The sequence below is a fragment of the Zoogloea sp. genome (assembly GCF_044344315.1).
GTDB lineage: Bacteria > Pseudomonadota > Gammaproteobacteria > Burkholderiales > Rhodocyclaceae > Zoogloea.
This window is the reverse complement of the sequence record NZ_JBIJDC010000001.1, coordinates 11,933-28,830: the sequence shown is the minus strand read 5'-3', so window position 1 is coordinate 28,830 and position 16,898 is coordinate 11,933. Positions and strand designations below refer to the sequence as shown.

General features: G+C 64.7%; 13 protein-coding genes. 1 reads left to right on the top strand and 12 read right to left on the bottom strand.

Annotated elements, in window-relative coordinates; all coding sequences use genetic code 11:
* Window positions 1-24: 24 nt before the first annotated feature.
* The gene (locus tag ACIQ09_RS00125) at window positions 25-846 is read left to right on the top strand and encodes a class I SAM-dependent methyltransferase (RefSeq protein ID WP_398304261.1); all 822 of its coding nucleotides are present in this window, start codon (window positions 25-27) and stop codon (window positions 844-846) included.
* Window positions 847-895: 49 nt separating this feature from the next.
* Here the strand turns inward: ACIQ09_RS00125 and ACIQ09_RS00120 are convergent, their stop codons facing one another.
* The 12 genes from ACIQ09_RS00120 to ACIQ09_RS00065 all read right to left on the bottom strand — a co-directional run bounded on the left by ACIQ09_RS00120 (window position 896) and on the right by ACIQ09_RS00065 (window position 16,649).
* The gene (locus ACIQ09_RS00120; protein ID WP_398304258.1) at window positions 896-2,176 is read right to left on the bottom strand and encodes a class I SAM-dependent methyltransferase; all 1,281 of its coding nucleotides are present in this window, start codon (window positions 2,174-2,176) and stop codon (window positions 896-898) included.
* A complete protein-coding gene (locus tag ACIQ09_RS00115) occupies window positions 2,176-3,051 on the bottom strand; it encodes a methyltransferase (protein WP_398304255.1) in 876 nt (291 codons plus the stop codon). Before ACIQ09_RS00115 ends, ACIQ09_RS00120 begins: the two co-directional genes overlap by 1 nt.
* A 64-nt stretch (window positions 3,052-3,115) precedes the next feature.
* Complete coding sequence (locus ACIQ09_RS00110) at window positions 3,116-3,670, bottom strand: hypothetical protein (RefSeq protein ID WP_398304252.1); 555 nt, start codon at window positions 3,668-3,670, stop codon at window positions 3,116-3,118.
* Window positions 3,671-3,745: 75 nt separating this feature from the next.
* Window positions 3,746-4,564, bottom strand: a complete 819-nt coding sequence (locus ACIQ09_RS00105) for a polysaccharide deacetylase family protein (RefSeq protein ID WP_374498958.1) — start codon at window positions 4,562-4,564, stop codon at window positions 3,746-3,748.
* A gap of 2 nt (window positions 4,565-4,566) precedes the next feature.
* Window positions 4,567-6,627: a hydrolase gene (locus tag ACIQ09_RS00100; protein WP_398304248.1), complete on the bottom strand. Its 2,061-nt coding sequence runs from the start codon at window positions 6,625-6,627 to the stop codon at window positions 4,567-4,569.
* A gap of 14 nt (window positions 6,628-6,641) precedes the next feature.
* On the bottom strand, window positions 6,642-7,856 hold the full coding sequence (locus ACIQ09_RS00095; protein ID WP_398304245.1) for a hypothetical protein: 1,215 nt from the start codon (window positions 7,854-7,856) through the stop codon (window positions 6,642-6,644).
* A gap of 133 nt (window positions 7,857-7,989) precedes the next feature.
* On the bottom strand, window positions 7,990-9,714 hold the full coding sequence (locus ACIQ09_RS00090; RefSeq protein ID WP_398304242.1) for a hypothetical protein: 1,725 nt from the start codon (window positions 9,712-9,714) through the stop codon (window positions 7,990-7,992).
* A 199-nt stretch (window positions 9,715-9,913) separates the two neighbouring features.
* Window positions 9,914-10,306 (bottom strand): GtrA family protein, encoded by a 393-nt coding sequence (locus ACIQ09_RS00085; RefSeq protein ID WP_398304239.1) that lies wholly within the window; start codon window positions 10,304-10,306, stop codon window positions 9,914-9,916.
* 11 nt (window positions 10,307-10,317) lie between these two features.
* Window positions 10,318-11,259, bottom strand: a complete 942-nt coding sequence (locus ACIQ09_RS00080; protein WP_398304236.1) for a glycosyltransferase — start codon at window positions 11,257-11,259, stop codon at window positions 10,318-10,320.
* A 31-nt stretch (window positions 11,260-11,290) separates the two neighbouring features.
* Entirely contained in the window at window positions 11,291-12,403 is a 1,113-nt protein-coding gene (locus ACIQ09_RS00075; RefSeq protein WP_398304233.1) for an acyltransferase family protein, read from the bottom strand.
* Window positions 12,400-13,695, bottom strand: coding sequence for a glycosyltransferase family 2 protein (locus tag ACIQ09_RS00070; protein WP_398304230.1), 1,296 nt, complete (start codon window positions 13,693-13,695; stop codon window positions 12,400-12,402). Before ACIQ09_RS00070 ends, ACIQ09_RS00075 begins: the two co-directional genes overlap by 4 nt.
* Entirely contained in the window at window positions 13,692-16,649 is a 2,958-nt protein-coding gene (locus ACIQ09_RS00065) for a glycosyltransferase (RefSeq protein WP_398304226.1), read from the bottom strand. The genes ACIQ09_RS00070 and ACIQ09_RS00065 overlap by 4 nt, the downstream gene beginning before the upstream one ends.
* Between the last annotated feature and the right edge of the window lie 249 nt (window positions 16,650-16,898).

Sequence of the window (16,898 nt, the reverse complement as noted above, 5' to 3'; positions counted from 1 at the left end):
TTCCTCCCTAGCTGCGAGGGGGAAATGATCTACGAACATTGGCACCGTTACCTCTTTGCCCGTCAGTACGTGGCCGGCAAGCGGGTGCTCGATGTGGCCAGTGGCGAGGGTTACGGCAGTGCCATGATGGCCGCCCAGGCGGCCAGTGTCACCGGTGTCGATATCTCCCCCGAGGCGGTGAAGCACGCCAGTGAGCGCTACGGCAGCGCCGCCAACCTCAAGTATCTCTGCGCCAGCTGCGCCAGCATTCCCCTGCCGGACGCCAGTTTCGACGTGATCGTGTCCTTCGAGACCATCGAGCACATGACCGAGCACGACGCCTTCATGGGCGAGGTGTCACGCCTGCTGGCGCCGGGGGGGCTGTTCATCATCTCGTCGCCCAATCGCGTCGAGTACTCCGATCGCACCGGCTATCGCAACGAGTTCCACGTCAAGGAGCTGGACGGCCCCGAGCTGCGCAGCTTGCTGAACCGGCATTTCCCTGCCCAGCACTGGTTCGCCCAGCGGCCGTGTTTCCAGTCGATGCTGTGGTCCCTTGAGGGCCCGGCGGTGGAGAGCCGCGTTCTCGCCATCGACGGCGACGACGCCTACCCGGCAGAGCTGTACTTCCTGGTGGCCTGCGCCAAGGCGCCTGCCGTGCTGGATCAGGTGCTGCCCAGCCTCAGCCTGGTGACGGACCGGCATCACTCGGTGTACGCCGAGTGGAGCCGGACTTACGCTGAGAACCGGCAGCTAGGCGCGCGGGTGGCCGAACTGGAGCAGCGCCTCGCGGCCGTCCCTGAGCCCCGGGAACTCTCCGCAGCGGAGCATTTGAAGGGCTTTCTGCGTCGTCTCCTGCGGGGCTAGGGTTCCGGGGGAAAGGGCTTTCCGGGCCTGGCGCCCGGCGCGCCGTCACTCAGCGCCGGTGCTGTTTCGACAGCAGACGCCGGACAAAGCCCAGTAGCCCCTTTCCCTCCGCGGCCGGTACCTCTACCGGAACAGAGGGCTGGCGTTCCGGCACCGCCACAAAGCCGGCGTAAAGAAGGGTCTTCTCGTCCCTGGCCGTACTGCCGGACACCTGGACGAAGACGCTGTCCTTTCCGGGGGCCAGCGCCGAGCTGAAACGCCAGCCCGATCCGTGCAGGCGTTCATCTCCCAAGACCCGTGCCACATCAGGGCGGGCCTCACCAGTGGGCACGCGGGTCACCTGCCCATCCACCGAGATGCTTACGCTCTCCAGCGGGCCGTCATCGAGGGACGCAATCCACCCGTGCATTTCCAGCGAGCCCGCGTCGCTCACCTCGATGCCATCGACCCAGCCCCAGGGGCCGTGACGAAAACCCGAGAGCCCGCTCAGGTCGGTCGTGGCATTGGCGGGGACCACGTAGAGATCCTGCTCGTTGGCCAGCCCGCGGGGAATCCGGAAGTAGGGGTGATCGGGCTGCTGCACGCTCTCGCCGATGGCCCGGCTGACGAAGGACTCGCCCACGTAGGTCGTGCCGTAGGTGCAGGTGTCCAGGTCGGCATTTTCGCTGTGGGGCACGAAATGGATGCCGCCGGGGGGCAGCGGTGAACCCGCCGGAAGCAGGCATTCGTCATGCACGCTGAAGCACAGCACACCGTTGGGGCTCAGGAGACTGTGCAGCTTGCCAACCCAGGCCCGGAAAAGCGGCTCCGGCAAATGGGAGAACAGGGACGCCACCCAGATGAAGTCAAAACGCTGCTCCGGATTGAAGCCGGCCGGATCCGTCTCGGAAAGTAGCCCATTCACGCCGTATTCATTGACGACGAAATTGACGGCCTCTTCCTGGATCTCGGCGGCCCAGATGTTCTCCGGAGGAATGCTGAGGCTCAGGAAGCGCAGCAGACGCCCGTAGCCGCAGGCGAAATCCAGGACCTTCAGGGTTTCCGGCGGGGCCGGAAAAAAATGTCGCAGGATCTGCTGGGCGGCGTGATGCTGCTGCAGGGCCACATTGAAGTACTGGCTCAGGGGCTTGTTGATCTCGTGGAAGTGCTTCAGCGAATGCAGCAGCATCTGATCGCCGGGGTGGATGCGGGTCTTCAGCCGCTCCGGCCCCACATCGCGGCCCACATAGTTGCAGTGCGGCCACAGGGCTTGCCGGAAGTGCGGCCCCTGGGCTGCGGCATTCGCTGCCGCTTGGAGCTGTTCTTCGGTGAGCGTGTCGAGCATCGGCATCAGGCCTGTCTGCCCTTGACGATTGCGAAGCCGTCCTGATTGCCCCAGAAGTGGGCCGGGAACTCATGGATCGCCGCGTCGCGCAGATGGTGGGAAATGGCCTGGCGGACGTAGTCGGTCGAGGTGAAGGTGGAGCCGTACTCCTCACCGGGCAGGGCCTTGGATTCACTGGAGGGGATGAACAGGAAGCCGTTGGGCGGAAAGCTCACGCCCATCAGCCGGGCGCATTTCTCGCCGTGCGTGGTGATGATCAGGATGCCGTTGTCTTCGAGGGTGTCGTAGAGCCGGGCGAGCCAGGTGGACCAGGTGCTTTCCGGCAGGTGACTGAACAGGGAGAGCACGAAGATGACTTCATACTTCCTGGGGGGCGCCAGCTTTCCGGGGTCGCTGACGGAGTAGAAACCGTCCACGCCCAGGTGCTGCTTCAGGAAGTCCACGCTGCCCGGGACCACGTCGGAAACATGCAGCGCACCCTCGGGCAGCGCCTTGGCCAGGTGCCGGCTGAAGCGGCCGAAACCGCTGGCGAACTCGAGAAAACTGCCGCAACGCCCCAGGGGGCGGTCCAGGCTTTCCAGCAGGCGGCTCAGTTCGACCATGGTGCGCCACCCGTCCGATAGGTAGTCGCGAATCGGGTTGGTGCAACTGGGGTGGTTCGCGAAGAAGCGGAAGATGTCGTCGTCCGGCGAAATCCGGGACTCAATGCCGAAAGCGTCCGTGAAGTTGCCGTCCAGCCGATGGGTTTCCAGGAGGTTGTGCGCCTCCAGGAGTGTCGGCTGGAGCCGGAGCAGCGCCTGCAGACAATGGCTGGCCTGGGCCAGGCGGCCCTGGGCGATGAGGTCTCGGGCGAGGGGGAGCAGATCGTTGCCGGGTTTCATGGCGTGCCTGATTTCTTGGGGTGGGCTGTGGGGCAAAGAGGTGGCGGTCGATTGGGCTGATTCGCTAGAAAGGACCGATTTGTGCAATCTTTGCGCTCAACTGGTCTTGTTCTGCTGCAGGAAGGTCCTTGAACCACTTGGCAATCAGATAAGGATAGGCCGTGTCCTTGAAGCCGACCCGGCGGTCTACGATCAGGGCGCGTTTGTCGCCGCAGTAGCCGAACCAGGCGGGAAGGTCGTTCAGTCGGGCGGCGCCGGCCTCCATCATCAGTTGTGCCACGCCGCCTCGGGTACGGCACTCCTTCCAGTGGTCGCGGGGGAGTCTCTTGTAGAAACTGCCCTTCACACACAAACCACCCTCCAGATACACCTCGCCACAGCGGATCCAGTTACAGAAGCCGACTGTTTCGATCAGGCCATCCGGCCACTTGTACAAGGCGACGCACTGGAACCAGTTTTCCTGCGGAATCTCGACACCCGCCAGCGAGATGGGGGCAGGAGTGGGAAAGCCACCGCCGAAGCTCTCGAAGAAAAGGCCCGACGCGAAAAACTCGGCGTTGGCCGGCCAGATCACTTGAAACGACGTGTCGAAGTGACTTCCGGTTGCTGTGCTGTTCATGGATGGACGAGTTCTCGAGGGCGGAATGGGAGGGCTGGCATTGGTCGTGTCAGCGGGCTTCCTGGGCGGGTGCAGTCATTGGGACAGAATTCTGATCAGTTCTTCCGGTGTGTGCCAGTCGACGCCAAAGGTATATCGCGGAATCTGCCATCGGCAGGACTGGCTTGTCGCATGCATTGCCTGGGTGGTGAAGGCGGCCCGGGTGCCCGTGACGGCTTCCCCGAGGGGAAGGTACTCCCGAACGAGGAAGTCGTTGTATTCCCCATATGGGTAGGCAAAAAGATCCCCGTCCGCGCCAGCGGTCATTTCCCGGATGTATTCGTACGCACGCCTGAATTGGTGGTCGGCACGCTTCCGGTTGTCGATGGTGCGGAAGTTTCCCCGCTCGTCCGGGGGCATCTCGCCGGAAATCTGGGGGTGATTGTGGTCCCAGCTGTGATTTCCGATGTCCATCAAGCCGGACTGGCTCGCCGTTTCCCACCAGGTGTCGCTCATCCAGCCCAGGTTGATCAGGGACAGGCGATCGATTTCCTCCCGGGCGACAGGTGAGGCGATGACAAAGCTCGTCACATTGATGTCGGGCTGCCGGCCCTTGCCGAACACGCGAATGAAGTCCTGGAGGATGTTGAAGATGCTTCGCTGCGGACCATGGCTGGGGTGGGGCAGGTCGGCAAAGTCGAAATCGGTGCCGTCATCGAAGGAGATGGCAACCGATCGCTCCGGCAGGGGCTCACCCGCAATGATCCGATCTGCGATGTGGCGGAGGGAGATGATGCGGAAATTCAGGGCCGTGATGATCCGGAGGTCTTCGCAGAACGCCACGTGGTCGTTGGATGAATAGTCGTTTCCGTCTATCCGGGCGGCGTGATAGGTGAGAACGGGGACCGCTGCCATGTTCAGCTACCGCGCTTTGCCTGGTGATGCTGCCACCGTACCCGCACATACTTGTACACCTTCCCCGCCGACACCGCCGTGCTGAGCAGGGCCTTGTGCACCGGGTTGAGATCGGTGCGCTTCTTGAGGCTGGCAGCCCACTGGGATTGCCGGATGTACTGGATCAGGCTGTGGCGGTCGCGGCGGATGAAGGGGGAGCGGAGCAGGACGCCCATGGAGGGGACGGCGCTTTGCTCCACGAACTGGCCGACGCCGAAGACTTCGTTGTGGCTCAGGGAGGTGTAGGCCTCGAGCATCTCGCCCGGGGTGCGGGTGACGAGGGCGGTCCAGATGGCGAGGGCCTGGGGGCGCAGCTCGGCGCTCGACACGGCGTGGTTGTCCAGGTAGTCGGCCCAGGCCTGGGCGGCGAAGAGCACGCCCTGCTGGAAGTGGGACACGTAGCTGTGGAAGACGGTGTTCTCTTCCTCGTCGATCAGGCGCTGGGCTTCGATCTTGCCCGAGGGCAGCAGGCGGTAGCCTTCGACGCTGCCGTTGGGGGAGTTGCTGAGCATCTCCAGGGGGGCCACGGCGTCCAGGAGGTGGCTGGCCTCGGGATGCTGGTTGAGGTTGGGGCCGAAGGCGTGCTTACGGCAGTTGACCGGCTGTTCGTTGAGCACCCGGGCCAGGCCCAGGTAGTGGCCGAAGAGGGTCTTCTCGGGCAGGACGTGGGCCAGGTTGTCCTGGATGGTGCCGCGCCAGCCGATGTCCACGATGCCGATGCGGCTGTCGGTGGCGGCAAGCCCCTTCTGTTCGATGTAGGCGAGGAGGCGCTGGGCGTCGCCGGTGGATTTGCCTTCAATCAGCTGCTGGAAGTCCGGGTCGGCAAACAGGGCCTGGACGCGGGCGTCCTGCCAGGGGTAGACCACCTCCTCTCCGATGGGCAGCCCGTGCCGGCTGCACAGCCCTTCCAGCGCAGCGGGTTCGAGGCCCAGGGAGCGGGCCAGGGCGAACATGGACTGGGTGCTGTAGAGATTCCACATGCGCATCAGCTCGGCGGTGCTCACCTCGCGCAGGGACGCGCAGAAGGTGGCCAGGCGGCTGACTTCGAGAATGCCGTGGGGGGGCAGGGGCAGGCCGGCGATCTTTCCGTGGGGGAAGAGGCGCTCGAAGATCTGGATGAAGAATTCGCCTTCGCGGGTGAAGAAGAACAGGCGGTCGAGCCCCTCGGCGACGCACTGTTCGGCGACCGACAGACAGAAACCCACCCACAGGGGTGCTACCTGGGTGCCGAGCAGGAAGGCGGCCCGGGCGTCGCCATGGCGGCCGTCGAGGGCATCGTCGCGCCCGTCGGCGATGATGCGTTCCAGGTGGCCGAAGAGGGTGGCCCGGTCGGCAAACAGGCTTTCGCGCAGTTCCCGCTCGGCGTGGGCCTGTTCGGGCAGGTAGTGCACCGAGGTGATGCCGATGGCGCCGGGGATGGTGACGTCGGAGTGGCGGTTGTCGCCGATATGGACGTGATGTTCCGGGGCCACGGCGAAGGCCTCATGGACGTGCCGGAAGAGCTGGCCGGAGCGCTTGTTGAGGCGGATGTCGCAGGAGCTGATGCCGTCGGCGGCGATGTCGTCGAGGCCGTGGTGCTGCAGGAGCGCGTTGAGCATGCCGGCCGGCATGTAGAAGTCGGACAGGAACAGGGTGCGTTCGGCCGGGTACTGGCCGATCACTTCGCGGCACTGGGGGTCGGGGAAGGTGTTGGCCTTCTCGAGTGCCAGCTCGGCGGCGGCGAGCTCGTCGGCCAGCCGTGCCGCGTCCACGCCCGGGGCGGTGACGACCCGCTGCACCAGGTGTTCGAGAACATGGTGCAGGGTGTATTCGTCGTCGGTGCCGGCCTTGGAGGCGGCGCGGGCCAGCTCGCCCTCGATCTGGCAGCGTTCGCGGAAGATCGCCCAGTGGTCGCCAAAGCCATCGGCCAGGTGCGCGCTGAATCGCAGTTGCAGATGCCGCGCGGCGGTGAGCTTGATGAAGTCCGGGTGGCATTTGCGCCGGAGCAGGGTGTCCCAGACATCGAGCGTCTTGAGCTTGTACATGCGGCAGGGGGCCTTTATCGGTTCTCGAGCATCCGGCGTGCCACCCGGGCGCCCCAGCCGACAAAGCGGCGCAGGCGCGGTGGCAGGGCGTTGACGTAGGCGTTGGGCGGCGAGGACAGGCGCTTCTGGATGCTGGCCGGCAGGGTGCCCACGTAGTGCTGCGAGGTCTCCGCGGCGGCGGTGTACAGGCGTTCAACGCCGGCCGCATCGGGCGTGTGGCCCTTCAGCACCCGCTCGACGGCATCGCGGAACTGGTCGGTTTCGACGCTCAGGGGGCGGTCGGCCATGAAGCGGGTGCCGGCCTGGCTCATGGCGGCGCGGGTGGCGGGCTTGTCGAGCAGGCGCAGGATGCTCTCGGCGATGCACTCGGGGGTCTGGTTGGCCAGGGTCACGGCTTCCGGAGGGAAGTCGTAGAGGGTGTTCTCGCGCCACATCTCCACCACCGGCAGGCCCGCCGCCATCATCTCGAAGGGGATCCGCGAGGGGTTGGAGGCGCTCAGGCACAGGCCCACCGCGCTGCGGTTGTAGAGGGTGTTGCAGTCCTGCAGTTTGAGCAGGCCCAGGTGCTCATGCTCGAACCAGATCGCGCCCTTGTCCCGGGCGGGGGATCCGTACAGGTAGATCTTCACCTCGGGCATGCGGTGCTTGACGATGCCCAGTGCCTCCAGGCCCAGCCGGCTGCAGCGGCGCGGCTTGTCGGGCTGGTGAATGAAGCACACGGCCAGCTCCTTCTGTACGTCGGGCAGGGGCTTGTAGATGTCCAGGTTGGCGCCGAAGTCGAAGTGGTAGGCCGGCACGCCGAAGCGCTCGCCCAGCTCATGGCGCAGCCAGCGCCCGATGGTGACCGGCGTGAGCCCGTAGCGGTAGGAGTTCTCCGCCATCAGGAAGGCGTCACCCATGGGGTTGAAGCAGGCCTCGTAATCCTGGACGAAGTACAGCTTGCGGCACGGGAAGGGCAGGTCGCGCACGAAGGCGGCGGAGTACCAGATCGTGGCGATGGCCGCGTCGGCGGGCTGGATGGCATCCCAGCCGAAGCTCACCCGTTCGAAGGTGTAGCCGAAGATCTGTTCGATCAGCTGACGGCCCTTGTCGGGGTCGGTGTGGGTGCCTTCGAGGTACAGGTGGCAGTGGTGTCCGTGCCGTTCGAGGGCGAGGGCGTGTTCGAGCATCGTCCGATGCCCGCCCGAACCTTCGATCAGCCTCGGGATGAGCCAGGCGATAGTGGCCATGAGGGTGTGCGGTGTGTCGTTATAGTTTGAGACGACCGGGCCGGCAGGCACATGGCGCATCTGCCCGGTGCGCGTGGGGCGGGATTATCGCATGCGGGCTGCGGATGATGGCGGTGCGGGGTGTAAGACCAGATTACGTGGGGAGGAGGCCACGGGGGCGGGCAAGCTTCCGAATCACCAGCCACGCGCCTGCGAGCACCAGTATCGTGAGAAGGACGGACTCGCGGTTGAAGCGTTGTTTTCTCTGGTCGCTTCTGTCCAGAGGCGAAAGCAGGACAGCCATACTGCCCGCTTCTGGGGCGTGGGTGTCGATCTCGAGGTGACGTCCGGCCTCGTCGATGGCCACCCACCCCCGGTCGGGTCCGGTCTCGAAGTGAACGATCAGGTCCTGGTGCAGCGTGTTGGTCTGAATCAGAAGTGGGCTCAGGCGTGGTGCGGAACGGTAAACGCCATCCACGTAGGACCATGTCATTGCCGATATCTCGGCTTCAAAGGGCTTGCGCATCCAGACTGGTGTGGAGTGCAGCGCGACGCTTGAGACGCCAACGACCTTCTGGTCGAGAGGTGTGAGACTGACCAGCCTTTTCGAGGGGAGGATCGCAAAAGGCAGCAGGTGGAGGCTGGTCACGAATGTCGCGAGCAGGAGACTTCCTTGATGAATCCACGTGTGCGCTTGCGACGGCTTGGCCATGGGAATGGGGTTGCGACGATGGTACCGGTATGCGAGCAGAATCACGCCGAGCCCGCAGTAGGCGGAAAACCCGCTCCAGTAGAAGTATCGAAATTCGGCAGATACATTGAAAAAGAAGAATGTGACCAGATAAACCAGTCCAGACAAGAGCACTGCGACACCAAACTGACCTTCGGTCGTTGTGTGCAGCCGGTAGCGCAACGCCAGGATCAGGCCAATGATCGAGAGCGAGGTAAAGAACCAAGGGCGGCCCAGGCGATCATTGACTTCGGAGGTTGCATAGGCTCGCGCGAGTTGCGTAGCGGGCCGAGGGGGAGAGTCAGGCACTGCCCAGCCCCAGGGGTTGGCAGCGTTGTAAAGCATGGGGCGGGAGTTTGGATCAAAGGTGGATTTCTTGAACGTCGGGACGAGCATCACGAAATATGACGCGGGGTGCTCAAGGATGGTTCTGATCCATGCGTGGGTGAGTCGGCTCGTGCCCCAGATGCCCTGGAGATGCAGGGTGTCGCTAATAAAGCGGCATTGCCCCCACGAGGCTGCCGTGTCCCACTGAATGGGGCTGTAGCACGATTCGACTATTTGTCGTGATTGCTCGGAGGTCCATGTTCCGGGAAAGAGATTCTTCCTTTCGTGATAGGAAATGGCGAGTAGTTGATAGGCTTTGATGCTATCACCCGGGTGTGAGCGCTTAACGTCGAGCGCGATGTTCTGCACGCTGTACAGGACGGGGAGCAGGCTGAGCACGGCGAAGCTCAGCAACGTCGCACGCTTTAGGCCATGACGGCCATTGGCAAACAGAAGGAGCGGTACAAGACAGAAGACCGCATTCAGACGAACGAAAAAACCCAGGGCGATCACTGCGTTGGCTGAAATCTGGAGTGCCAGCCTTGTTCCCGGATTGGCGTGCTCGCGGCGTGCCAGATACGCAAGGCTGCTGGCGGTGACCAGCACTGCTGCTAGCATGGCGTCGATCACCACATGCCCCAGGTAGTTGAAGGTGCCGGGTAACAGTGGAATTGCGACAAGTGCCAAGGCGCCACGACCAAGTTTTGGCCTGATGGCAACGGCAAGTGCTGCCAGCCCCCCCCAGAAAAGTAGATTGTCGAAAACAATGAATCCGACCGGGCCAGGGAAAAAAAACAGCAGGGCGCGCCAGATCAGTGTCACCGTCGGCGATCGCCAGTCCCCGTAGTTACCCGTGAGGACCTCCTCCAGCTGGTGCCGTGAGTCTCCGTTCAGATAGCCTGGGTAGCTGGCTGCGATAGAAAGTGTGAACCCCGCAAGCGCAAGTAGGATTGCCAGCCCGGAGTGAATTCGATCGCCCTTTGGTGTCGACGGTGAAAAGGATGGGGGCATAGGCTTGTGTTCAGGTTCGGGGGCGAAACACTAAGTGCTTGCTCAATGTGAAATTAAAGGCCATGCCGATCACTGACCCGATGGCAACGAAGAGTGCCAGTGCGGCAGGCTGGCTGCCAAAGAGACTTACCAACAGCGAATAGCTGCCTAGGCTGGCAGCGCCACCCACAAGTGCTGTGGAGAGGTAGGCGATGAACTCCCTGTGCTTTGAGCGGTTTCCCCGCTGCTGCTTGAAAGTCACATTACGATTAATGATCCATGTGACCAGCACTGCCATCAGAAACGAGATTCCTCTGCCTGCATAGGGACCTGCCAGCGGGCTGATGAGCAGTAATGTTCCTGCGTCTGCGACGTAGCCGGCGATGCCGGCCAGCGCAAAGTGAATCAATTGACGCTTCAGCATTGTTGAAAGGTTCAGTCATTCACGTATCTGGCGGTTGCGAGGTAGCGCAGTTGCTTCGCTTCGCGGCGGCCCACCGTGACCGTCTCCAGCACGATTCCCGTGGTGAGGCTGATGGTCGCCGTCAGACACAAGCCCGTGGCAAGGATCGCTGTGGGAAGGCGTGGTACGAGCCCCGTTTGCAGGTAGGTATGAAGAAGCGGGGTAGCCAGCCCGATGCCCGTCAGCATGAGTAGGAGGGCAAGGAGCGAATAAAAAACGAGCGGCCTTTCGATCGCGAAAAGCTTGACGATGGTTTTGAGGATGCGGATGCCGTCCGAGTAAGTTCGGAGCTTGCTTGTGGACCCCTCGGGTCTGACCCCGTAAGGCGTTTCGACTTCACCGTAAGGCATCCGTAGCTCGAGACAGTGGATGGTGAACTCGGTTTCCGTTTCAAAGCCATGGGACATGGCAGGAAAGGATTTGACGTAGCGCCGTGAGAAGGCCCGGTAGCCTGAGAGCATGTCCGTGAAGCGTCCGCCAAAAATCCGCGTCATGGTGCCTGTTAGCAGGCGGTTGCCCAATTGATGGCCGAGGCGATATGCATCCGCATCATCGTGCTTGCGAGCCCCCACAACCATGTCCAGGTGCTCGTGTATAAGCTTTTCAACCAGACGTGGCGCGCTCGGCGCATGATAAGTGGCATCGCCGTCCGCCATGAGGTAGATGTCTGCGTCGATGTCGGCGAACATCCGGCGCACGACATTGCCCTTCCCCGGGATGGCGACGTGCCGTACCTGCGCGCCGGCGGCAATCGCGTTCATTCGGGTGGCGTCGGTGGAGGCATTGTCGAATACATAAATGTCTGCATTGGGCAGGGCCGTACGGAATCCGGAGACGACGCTGCCGACGGTCAACTCTTCGTTATAGCAAGGGATGAGAACGGCAATACGCAGAACGTTGAGGTCGATGGTCATAGGACGAAGTGCGTTGGTATCGAAGTGATTTTTAGGTCTCAAGCGGGTCGTGCTGGTTCCGCGGGATGCGCAGCAGCCATTGCTTGAGCTTGATCTGGAGTGGTGGTTCGATTCTGCTCGCTACGAGCCACGAAATCAGCAGGGATAGGACGAGTGCACCAATTGTCATCAAGGGGTAGCTGATCCACTCCGTCAGTAAGGGAAACTGACCGAACAGCTTCCTTTCGAAGATGGCGTGGGACCAGAAGCCGAGGTCTGCATGGATCAGATAAAACGGATAGCTCATGGCACCCAGAACCTGTGCAATGGGGGGCAGGCGACGCGGCAGGGGGGGGGCCCTGGCCGCCAGCAGGACGAGCGCGATCAGGCCAGGGGCGGCGAGGACAATGCTAACGGGGGAAAAGAACTCCTGAAAACTTCCGCCCAGCCACTCGTCAATGTGCTGGATATGCTTGGAGATCAGTGCGCAGGAGACGAGCAGCGCCGCTATGGCGAAACGTGGCTGTCTGCCTGCGTGGAGACGATAGAGAATGATGCCCGCCGAGAAATGCCCTGCATATTCCGTGATCAGGGCTTGCGCCAGCCAGCCGGGGCCGTCGAAGTACTGGACTATGAAGGCGCAAACCAGCCAGATCCAGAGGATTAAATCGTTGTGGCGTTTCCAGACGCCAAGCGCCATCAGGAGTGCGACAACTCCATAAAAGTGGATTTCCACGGCGAGCGTCCAGTAAACCGAAGAGAGCGGTTCGATCCCGAACAGGCGTGGGTAAAACATCTGGCTGGCGAGCCAGCGGGTCAGGGTTTCCGTGGCATTGACGCCTGGCAACGTGATGGCCATCGTAGCGGTAATGCTCGAGCAGACGGCGAATGCGGGTACAAGGCGGATTGCCCTGGCTTTTAGGAAATCGCCCGCGCCACGATTGTCTGAGGTGAGGGTGATGACGAACCCGCTGATGACAAAGAACAGGTCAACGCCCAGATCTCCCCAGTGTGCCCAAGGCAGAAAAATCGATTTCGGCCAAAATCCCTGAAGAGGGCCAATGAAGTAGAAGTGGTAGCAAAGGACGGCCCCTGCGGCCAAAAAACGCAGAAGATCCAGACTGTCGAGACGCCTTGATGTGGGTGACGATGGAGTGGGGTTCATTTGAGCGGACGAAGGAGGCGTCGCCTCAGTCGATTGACGAATTGCTTGAGCCGGTTCAAGGGGTTGGCTTCGAGTATGTCGATGCGTGTTTGCAGTTGATGGATCTCCCGCCCCATCTCCTCCATTGCTCCGAAGCGCTCTTCCAGCAGTTTCCCCTGGGCAATGATGGCTTCGTCGCGGTGGGCGATCTCGGTGCTCATGTGGGCCATGGCCCGGGCGCGTTCCTCGATCAGATCGGCCTGAGCCTTGAGGGCGATGTCGCGCTCGGCGATGCCCGCGTCCATCTGCTGGATGGTTGCCCAGCGTTCGTCGATGAGGGCGGCCTGGGTTTCGAGGGCGGTTTGCTGCTCGGACAGGCGGCGTGCCGACAGGAAGATCCGCTCGTCCAGGCCGGTGGCCCGGGCCAGGCTGCGGAGGAACCAGCCATCGGGCCCCGGGCGGGTGAGTGCGCGCAGGGCGGCGTCATCGGCCAGGCGGCGGGCGGCGATGCTGAAGCACAGGGTCGCCAGGGGGGGAAGGCTGGCGTTATGGAGCAGGGCGGTGCAGGCGCCGGCGGCGTCGAGGCCGCTCAGCTTACCCGCCAGGGCCAGGGTCTGGATGTAGGCGTTTTCGTGGACGTGCCGCCACACGTCGTCTTCGGCCAGGGTGTTGGTGGGGTGCACGCGGTAACGCACCAGGGGCTCGCGCAGCCACACGGGGGCGGCATCGGCGCTGGCCCGCAGGGCCCATTCCCAGTCGTGGGTGTAGCGCAGGTCGGAGAAGTCGCCCACCTGCCGGAGCAGCGCTCGCGGAAAAACGAAGTTGGAGGTGGTGATGGCCAGGTTGCTGGTGAGCAGCCAGCTGGCGGGGGGCTGGGTTGCGCACAGGGCACGGGCAGCGGCGTAGTCCCGGGCCCGTTCATGGTCGGGGGCGGGCTGGCCGTGGCTGTCGATGAAGGCCACGTCGCTGAAGGCCAGGCGCGGGGTGTTGCCGAGGGCGCCCACCAGGCGTTCGAGGCGTTCGGGGTGGAAGGCGTCGTCGGAGTTGAGGATGGCCAGGAAGTCGCCGCTGGCCAGGCCCAGGCCTTGGTTGAGGGTGGCGTGGGCGCCCTGGTTGTTTTCGTGGCGCAAGGCGCGCAGGCGCGGATCACGGATCGACTGGATGGCGTCCCAGGTGCCGTCCCGGGAGGCGTCGTCGATGACGATCAGCTCCAGGTCGCCAAGGGTCTGGGCGAGGACGCTGTGCAGGGCATCGACGATGTAGGCCTCGTGGTTGAAGGCCGGAACGATCACGCTGATCTTGGGGGCGGTCATGGGGTTGAGGCCGGGTGGTGACCGTCGAGCCATGCCTGCAGGGCGAGGCGGGCGGCTTCAGTGGATGGGGCGTCGATGACCTGGCCGGGTGCTGCGGGCTGCCAGCCCGGCGTGGTGCAGCCGGCTGGGCGCAGGATGAGGAGCCCGGCTTCGAGGGCGTTGGGGCCGTCCCGCTCCAGGCGTGTGGCGTCGAGGGCCAGGAAGGCGTCGGCGGCGAGCAGGAAGGCGTCCCGATCGTGGAGGGACTCGGCCAGGAAGAGTTGCCGGGTGGCGACCAGGGTGGCCATGTCTTCGCGGCAGTCGTTCCAGCAGGGCGCGTCCGGGGTGACGCCGGCGATGATGGCGCTGAGGTCGTTGCGGGCGGCGGTGAGGGGCTGGACGAGGGCAAGGTAGCGCTGGGCCGTGGCGCTGTCGGCCGGTGCGCCGAGGGACAGCAGGATCCGCCCTTGGTCGGGAATGCCGAACCAGTGGCGTACCCGCTCGCGCACCTCGCGCCGGGCGGCGGCGTCCAGCATGGGCAGTGGGTGGGGGCTTGCTGCTATGGCTTGGGGCGCGGGCGCGACAGCCAACCCCGGCAGCGCTGGCCCGGCGAAGCGGCGGGCGCCGCGGCCAAGGACACGCAGGGGGGCGGAGAGCCGCCAGGAGCGGGAGGCGTGGAGCTCGCGCAGACGGGTGTCCAGGTGGTGGACCTGCTCTTCCAGGCGGGCAATCCGCTCATCCCGGGCGTTCAGGGCGGCGGCCTGGTGCTGCACGGTATCGCGCAAGGCGCTGGCTTCCTGGTGGTGGCGGGCATCGTCGATCGCCCGCTGGTGGAGGGCGTCCAGGCGCCGCCCGGCCGCGCCTGCCTCAGGCCCGGCGCCGGGGGCGGGGAGCAGGGCGTTGTAGGCGGCCACCATGTCGTCGAGCCCGCGTACCGGGCGGGCCGCCAGGTTTCGGCGCAGGGCCTCGAGTTGCCCGGCCTGGGTGAGGCAGGTGCTGACGGTGCGGACCAGGGCGTCGGCATCGGGGGCGAAGAGCAGGCCGGTGAGGCCGTCGTCGATGCGCTCGGCAAAGGCGCCGATGCCTGTTGCGGCCACCGGAACACCGAGGGCGAACATCTCGCTCAGGGTGTAGCTGAAGGACTCCGGCAGCACCGAGACGAGCAGGGCCAGGTCGGGGGCGAAGTCGCGGACGATACGCGGGAGTTCGGCGTGCGCGTAGTGTTCGATGACCTCGATCCCCGCCATACCCTTGAAGGCGCGGCCGAAGTCGCCGCTGCCCAGAAGCAGGATGTCGGCGTGCCGGCACAGGGCCGGCAGGGCCTGGCGTAGCAGATTGAGGCCCTTGTGGGGCGCCAGCCGGCCGGGCACCAGGAGGCGGGGGCGGCGCCCAGCGGGTGTGGGTGCGCCGGGGGAGGAGGTGGGCGGGAGGGCGATGCCGTGTTCGATGCGCGTCCATGCCTTGCCGGCCAGCCCGGGCTGCAGGGCCGCCCAGCGGTCATGGATGCTGCGGCTCGGGGCCACCACTTGCACCTCGGGCCGGGCGATCAGGGCCGCGTAGGCGCTGCGCAGGCGGTGCCAGTCGGCGTCCACGGTGTTGTGCCAGAAGACGTTGAGCGGGTTGCCCTGCAGGCAGTTCGTGAGCCGGGCTGACGGGCAATCGCTGCAGGCGCCGTCAAAGCAGGCAAACAGGGCCGGGCAGAAAGGGAACAGGTCGTGGAGCACCACCACGGTGGGCAAGCCGCTGGAGAGAGCTTCGAGACTGTGCCCGATGAGGGACGAGACGAGGATGCTGCCCACGTGGAAGTCGGTGAGCACGGCGTCGAGCAGGGCGGCGTATTCGGGATGGGACGGCGCGCAGGCGCGGATCGGCAGGGCCAGGTCCCAGGCCAGCAGGGGCGGCGCATCCACGGCCGGCTCGACGAGTTCCAGGCGGAAGCCGGCGGCGTTGCGATGGCTGCGGGAGCGCAGCAGCAGGTTGCGCCGGGTTGTGTCGGTGCGGCAGTAGTCGAGGATCCAGCGGTCGGTGCCGCCACCCCAGCTGTGGCTGATGTGCAGTTGCACCGGGCGGGCGGGTCGTGGCGCCGGTGTCGGCAAGGGGATGGGGCCGCTGCGCTCGCCGACCACAGCGGCCTCCTCGGCGCCACCTTGCGCGCTGCGGGCCTGGTCCACGGCGCGGCGCAGCCGGGCGGCGGGGTCGCGGGCAATGTAGGCGCCCACGACCTCCAGGTAGTCGGGATGGGCCTCCAGGAGCTGCTTCATGGCATGGTCCTGGAGGGCGGCGCGCTCCTCGGAGAAGCTCACTCCGCCCTCGTGGAACACGAAGATGTCGGCCGTCAGCAGGTTGCGCCAGCCGCGGGCGGCGGCGCGGCGGCAGAAGTCGTTCTCTTCGCCATAGCCGCGGCCGAAGCGTTCGGCGTCGAAGAGGCCGACTTCATCCAGGCAAGTGCGCCGGATGTACATGCAGAAGCCCACCCCGGTGGGGATGTCGACCACCTGCCCGGCCAGGGTGGTGGCGATCAGGCTGTCCAGGCCGGCCAGGCCGAGGGTGCCGGGGACGCCGCCGGTCCAGCCCTCGAAGGGGTAGGAGCAGATGGTGGCGTTGTTGGAGAAGGGCGTCAGGGTGCCGGCCCGGGGATTGCGCGCGGCACAGGCGGCGAGGCGGTCGAGCCAGTCGTTGGCCACTTCGGTGTCGCTGTTGAGGAGGATCACATCCCTGTCGGCGTGCAGGGACATGCCGCGATTCACCGTGCGCACGAAGCCCAGGTTGGCTTCGTTCTCCAGCAGGGTGAGGCGGCCCGCCGCGGCCAGCTCGCGCAGCCAGGCTGTCAGCGCAGGTTCGGGGCCGGCATCATTGATGGCGATCAGTTCGAAGGGGGTCTGCTGGCGTGCATGGAGTACGCTTTCGATGCAGCGCTGCGTTTCTGCCAGGCCCCGGTAGATGGGAACGATGACGTCGATGGGAGAGGTATTCACCGGGTTCCAGGCAAGTCGTCGGGTGGAGCGGGCGGGTGGGCCTGAAAGCTCGACTTACACTCTTTCAAGGCCCGAATCAGGGCCGGGATTTTATCATTGCGGGGCAGCGACGGCCCTCCTTTCGGGAGATCGGCCGGGGGGTGAGCATGTGCTTGCTGTCGATATGGTGCATCATGGCGAGCCGCTGGAAACACGGGGCGGCAGGCCTGTCGCGGGCCCGTTCGGCATGGATTGAATACGGCTTTGGCA

Excerpts from the sequence above, each read along its gene's own strand:
- ACIQ09_RS00070 (WP_398304230.1), bottom strand. The coding sequence starts at position 13,695 with ATGACCGCCCCCAAGATCAGCGTGATCGTTCCGGCCTTCAACCACGAG.
- ACIQ09_RS00100 (WP_398304248.1), bottom strand. The coding sequence starts at position 6,627 with ATGTACAAGCTCAAGACGCTCGATGTCTGGGACACCCTGCTCCGGCGC.
- ACIQ09_RS00105 (WP_374498958.1), bottom strand. The coding sequence starts at position 4,564 with ATGGCAGCGGTCCCCGTTCTCACCTATCACGCCGCCCGGATAGACGGA.
- ACIQ09_RS00075 (WP_398304233.1), bottom strand. The coding sequence starts at position 12,403 with ATGAACCCCACTCCATCGTCACCCACATCAAGGCGTCTCGACAGTCTG.
- ACIQ09_RS00110 (WP_398304252.1), bottom strand. The coding sequence starts at position 3,670 with ATGAACAGCACAGCAACCGGAAGTCACTTCGACACGTCGTTTCAAGTG.
- ACIQ09_RS00080 (WP_398304236.1), bottom strand. The coding sequence starts at position 11,259 with ATGACCATCGACCTCAACGTTCTGCGTATTGCCGTTCTCATCCCTTGC.
- ACIQ09_RS00085 (WP_398304239.1), bottom strand. The coding sequence starts at position 10,306 with ATGCTGAAGCGTCAATTGATTCACTTTGCGCTGGCCGGCATCGCCGGC.
- ACIQ09_RS00095 (WP_398304245.1), bottom strand. The coding sequence starts at position 7,856 with ATGGCCACTATCGCCTGGCTCATCCCGAGGCTGATCGAAGGTTCGGGC.
- ACIQ09_RS00115 (WP_398304255.1), bottom strand. The coding sequence starts at position 3,051 with ATGAAACCCGGCAACGATCTGCTCCCCCTCGCCCGAGACCTCATCGCC.
- ACIQ09_RS00125 (WP_398304261.1), top strand. The coding sequence starts at position 25 with ATGATCTACGAACATTGGCACCGTTACCTCTTTGCCCGTCAGTACGTG.
- ACIQ09_RS00120 (WP_398304258.1), bottom strand. The coding sequence starts at position 2,176 with ATGCCGATGCTCGACACGCTCACCGAAGAACAGCTCCAAGCGGCAGCG.